Origin of the sequence: Maribellus luteus, from assembly GCF_003576475.1 — a bacterium.
Taxonomy (GTDB): Bacteria; Bacteroidota; Bacteroidia; order Bacteroidales; family Prolixibacteraceae; genus Draconibacterium; species Draconibacterium luteum.
In genome coordinates, this window is the sequence record NZ_QWGR01000202.1 from 1 (window position 1) to 561 (window position 561).

Genomic DNA, 561 nt, shown 5'->3' on the forward strand with positions numbered 1-561 from the left:
TGGCCGCGGCAACACCGGAGCTGCATCAGCAGATGACCGACAGCACCCGTCGGGCCATGCAGGTCGTGCTGGCGGAGTCGTCTGCCACGCGCCACTCGACCATGGCGCTCTATCTGCTGGCTGTCGATCAAGGTGCCGCTGCCGACGTGGGTGCCAGTGCTGCCGACGCCTATGCCGCGTTGGCGCAGAAGCACCATCAAGCCGCGCAAGCGAGCGTGGATGCAGCGCAGGCCATGCTGGACAGCAATCGTAAGTTGCCGGATAGCCTGCGTCGTGCCGAGGGGCCCTCCGACAACGCGGCATTCAACCAGGCACAACACCGATTAACCCAGGCGAATACCGAGGTGGCTGACGCGCAGGCGCAGCAGCAGGCCGCCGCGGCGGGCAAGGATGTCGTCTTGCCGAGCAGCGCGCCGGAACTCTCGAGCGATGCGGCATCGCTGGCCGACCTGCAACGCGCGACAAGCGGGGCATTGGCCGATTTCAAGCGTGCGCTGGGCAACGAGGTGGCGCAGGACGCGACACAGGCTTACGCGGATGATGCCCGGGCCGCGCTGCAGG

At 67.4% G+C, this 561-nt stretch carries 1 protein-coding gene; it reads left to right on the forward strand.

What is annotated here, in order from left to right; genetic code table 11:
• Positions 1-561: hypothetical protein (locus tag D1614_RS25890; protein WP_206610193.1), on the forward strand; the 561-nt coding region annotated here is incomplete at both ends.